1 protein-coding gene is annotated in these 4,457 nt (G+C 37.0%); it reads left to right on the plus strand.

Annotation, left to right across the window (positions count from 1 at the left end; translation table 11 throughout):
• Positions 1-4,457 (plus strand): non-ribosomal peptide synthetase (locus CHRY9293_RS18180; protein WP_162034271.1); only part of this gene is annotated, 4,457 nt, incomplete at both ends.

Consider the following 4,457-nt stretch of genomic DNA (forward strand, 5'->3'; position numbering starts at 1 on the left):
AAGTGGTTCAAAGTTACGACTTGAAGATTTATCTTGGGTAAGAGAAGAAGAGTATAGTGGAGATGGCATCTTCACCCATCTTTTGGATACTTATACAGGATACGACAGAACTGCTACCATTCATGAGCTATTTGAAAGACAGGTGGAGAAGACCCCTGATCATATAGCCTTGGTGTATGAAGATGTAAAGCTAAGCTATAGGGAACTTAATGAAAGATCTAACCAGTTGGCTCATTATTTATTAGAAAACTATAAGATTAAGCCTGATGAGTTGATTCCTTTATGTTTAGAAAGATCTGAGCAGATGCTGATTGGAATCTTGGGAGTCTTGAAGTCAGGCGGAGCGTATGTTCCTATGGATCCTAATTATCCCATGGATAGAATAGAGCATATTCTGGGAGATACTAGTGCAATAGTTGTACTCGTTGAAGAAAATACAAAAGACAGGTTATATGGCTATAAGGAACTAATAGATACAGAATCAGAATCTTCAAACCTGAGTATCATAAGTCTGAATGGTTCAGATATTAAAGCTGAACTGAATTCTTGTTCCACAGCAAATCCCAATACTGAAGTAAGTTCAGAAGATTTATCATATGTCATTTACACCAGTGGTACAACAGGAAAGCCAAAAGGAGTAATGATAGAGCATAGTGGAGTTTTGAATTTGGTTTCTGATTTATATTCTCGTTATGACTTAAATAGTACAGATGTTATTCTTCAGTTTGCTAATTATGTATTTGATGCGTCAGTTGAGCAAATGTTTTTGTCTCTTTTACATGGGAATACTTTGGTTTTGATCAAAGATAAAAGCTATTTGAATGAAGATGTATTTCTGAAGACTCTCTCCGATCATAAGGTATCTTATATGCATTTTACACCTTCCGTATTAAAAGGGATTGATGTCACAAAAGTTAAGAGTTTACGAATATTAAATTCAGGAGGAGAACATTTACCTCAAGATTTATATGCTCAATTACAAAATAAACATTTTAGATTAGTTAATTCTTACGGTCCTACAGAGACGACAGTTACTTCTATAGTAAATACGTGTGGTAAGAGTAATAATATAGGACGGCCTATTTCGAATACTTCGGTGTATGTTTTAGATCGTTATTTACGTCCCGTACCTGTAGGCGCAGTGGGAGAATTGTATATAGGAGGGGCCGGTTTATCAAGAGGGTATTTAAATCTTGCTGAGCTTACCGATGAGCGTTTTCTAGAGAACCCATTCCAGAGTAAAGCAGAGAAAGCAATAGGTTATAATGGACGTATGTATAAGACGGGGGATTTAGTACGTTATCTTGCTGGAGGAGATTTGGAATATATAGGCAGAAATGACTTCCAGGTTAAAATCAGAGGATTTAGGATAGAATTGGGAGAGATAGAGAATGGGTTATTGAGTTATGAAGGTATTCGCCAAGCAGTAATCTTGGCTAAAGAAAATAGTTCAGGCTTGAAATACTTGGTTGGCTATTATGTGTCAGATGCAGCATTAAATCATGAAGAGCTGTCAGTACATTTATCAGGATTACTTCCAGAGTATATGGTTCCTTCTGTATATGTTCATTTGGAATCACTTCCTCTTACGATTAATGGAAAGTTAGACCGCAGGGCTTTACCTGAGCCTAACTTCACCGGAGATAAGGAGTATATAGCACCAACGACTATCCTTGAAAAACAATTAGCAGAGATCTATAGTGAGGTTTTAGGTTTACCTGTAGAAAGTATCGGTTTACATGATGATTTTTTCCGCTTGGGAGGAGACAGTATTATCAGTATTCAACTCGTGAGTCGTTTACGAAAACGATTATCCTTATCCTTAAGTGTCAAAGAAGTCTTTACCTATAGAACAGTGTATCATCTTTCTGAGCTCTTAGAAAGTAGAAAGCATGAAGAAGGATTGTCTCTTATTACTGAACAGGGAATATTAGAAGGTGAAGTTTCATTATTACCGATTCAGGAATGGTTCTTCCATGAAATAGAGTTGGGAGAACATTTTACCTCTTTCCATCATTGGAATCAGTCCTTTATGATTCATGTCCCTGAACTGGATATAGATATATTAAAACAAAGTCTCTTACAATTAGTAGAGAAGCATGATGCCTTACGACTATATTATCCTAAGACAGAGCATGGCTATCTTCAAGAGTATAGAAAAGAAGCTATATCTCCTGATTTGAGTATACTTGATCGTAGAGATGTAAGTGAAGAAGAATTAGTAGAAGTCTTTACTTCTTGGCAGAGTGGATTTGATATCATTGAAGGACCTTTACTTCATGTAGGATATATCCATGGTTATGAAGATGGAAGTTGTCGTGTTCATTTCTGTTTCCATCACCTTATTATCGATGCGGTAAGCTGGCGAATCTTAACAGAAGATCTTCAGATGATGTATAGATCTCTTAAGGAAGGAAATACCAACCCATTGTATGTAAAAGGAAGCAGTTACCGCCAGTGGGTTGATGTGGTTAAGACTTATAAAGAGGATAGTGCTACCTCCCGAGAAGAAGAGCTAACGTATTGGAATAGTATTATAGAGAATACGAAGAATAGTAGTCTTCATATCCAGAGTCTTAGTAGTTCTCTCTATCATCATTCCGATTTGGTATTGGATAAAGACTCCACGAGTCGTTTACTTCGAGATATTCATGGTGTCTATCATACTCAGATCAATGATGTTCTTTTATCAGCTTTCTCTTTGGCTCTTTGTGATTTCACGGGTCTATCAGCTCATGGTATTGTATTAGAGGGTCATGGAAGAGAGGATATCTTTCCGGGAATGGATATTACTGAAACAGTAGGCTGGTTTACCACGATGTATCCCATAGTGTTAGAGAGAGGTAAAGATGTATTCTCTACACTAGTTCATACGAAAGAGTCTTTGAGAGGTATTCCTGATAATGGGATAGGTTATGGAAGTCTTATCGGCTATACAGATGGAAATCTTCCTAGAATTAGTTTTAATTACTTGGGCCAGTTGGATCAACAGGAATCTGTATCAGAGAGTTGGCATATCGTAGGGGAGAATAGTGGAGAACCTATAGGAAGAGATAATTCGGATTCTCATCTTCTTAATATCAATGGTGCTGTGGTAGGAGGAGAATTGTATTTCGGATTAAGAGGCTACTTCAGTGAAGAAGAAATGATTCGTTTATCAGTATTGTTTAAAGGATACTTAGAGCAGCTTGTGAATGGGTTATCAGGAATAGATAGAAGCTACCTTACGTTATCAGATGTGGATCATACTCTGAGTTCCAGCCAACTAGCTTCTATTCAGGAAGAGATAGAGATTGACTCTGTATATTTAGCCAGTAGTCTTCAGGAAGGTTTTATCTACCATGCTTTAAGTCAGGGAGATGTAGATGATTCTTATCGGGTACAGCTTTTATGGGATTATCATGGAGGGGTTGATTTGAAGAAGTTAAAGGAGTCGTGGGAATATGTTCAGAAGAAGCATCCTGTATTAAGAACGAGATTTGATTGGTCAGAGTCTATAGTTCAGGTGATAGATAAGATAGGTTCTGTGGACTGGCGTTGTATAGATCTGAGTGGGTATGATGAAAAGGAAAGAGAAGATAAGATCAAAGTTATTGTTCAGAAAGACAGAGAAGAGGAGTATGATCTTTCCAAATCAGGACTCTTCAGAGTCTATGTGTGTCAACATTCCGAGATTCATTATACATGTATCTTCAGTAATCATCATGCAATCTTGGATGGTTGGAGTATGCCTGTACTGTTTAATGATATTCATACCACCTACCTTAGATTATTGAAAGGAGAATTAGTAGCTTCTATGGTGGATATATCCTATGGAGAATCCCAGAAGTATCTTCAGAGTCATAAGGGAGAGAGTGATTCATTCTGGAAGGAGTATATGTTGTTATTGGAAGATAGGGAGGATTTGAGTAGTTTACTTAAAGTCTCAGAGAGGCATACGAATCTTTCAAGCTATCGTCATATTCAGGATCATCAATCTTTAACCTTACATATCAAAGAGGATAGGTATACTTTGTTAAAGAATTTAATCTCTAAGGAGGGCTTAACCGTTAATGCGGTGTTACAGTATGTATGGCATAAACAGTTAAGTATCTACAGTCATCAAAGAACGACAGTAGTAGGAACGACCGTTTCTGGAAGAAGTTTACCTGTTGAGGGGATTGAGAGTTCAGTAGGTTTGTATATCAATACCCTTCCCTTGATTGTAGATCATAAGGAAGGTAAGGTAATGGATGTAATAGTAAATCTTCAATCTTCTGTAAGTGATCTTAACACATACAGTGATAAGAGTCTATCAAGTCTTCAAGATAATGGAGAGCGACTATTCAGTAGTTTATTTGTGTATGAGAATTATCCTATATCCGATGGAGATGTTTCTGAGGATTTAGATATTCGATTCCGGGATTCTATAGAGAAGGTAGATTATCCCTTAAGTTTAATTGCGTATGAGAGAGGAG

The sequence above is a fragment of the Chryseobacterium potabilaquae genome (assembly GCF_902728265.1).
Taxonomy (GTDB): Bacteria; Bacteroidota; Bacteroidia; order Flavobacteriales; family Weeksellaceae; genus Chryseobacterium; species Chryseobacterium potabilaquae.